The following is a 230-nucleotide window of genomic DNA, read 5'->3' as shown; positions in this document are numbered from 1 at the left end:
TCTATTAAAATATTAGGGCTTATGATTACAAATGGACTTATAGCTTTATCTGGTAGTTTGATGGCTCAATTCTTAGGGTTCTCAGATGTAAATATGGGTATCGGAACTTTAGTACTTGGAATTGCTTCTATCATAATTGGTATTACATTATTCAAGAAATTCACTTTTATTAAAAATACTACTGCAATAATTGTTGGCTCTTTTATATACCAATTCACTATATACTTTGC

1 pseudogene is annotated in these 230 nt (G+C 29.1%); it reads left to right on the top strand.

The features are described 5' to 3' along the window. A pseudogene (locus KGF50_RS22195) lies at window positions 1–230 on the top strand (ABC transporter permease); the annotation flags it as partial.

The organism is Clostridioides sp. ZZV15-6598, assembly GCF_020657705.1.
GTDB lineage: Bacteria > Bacillota > Clostridia > Peptostreptococcales > Peptostreptococcaceae > Clostridioides > Clostridioides difficile_F.
This window is presented reverse-complemented; position numbering and strand designations above follow the sequence as displayed.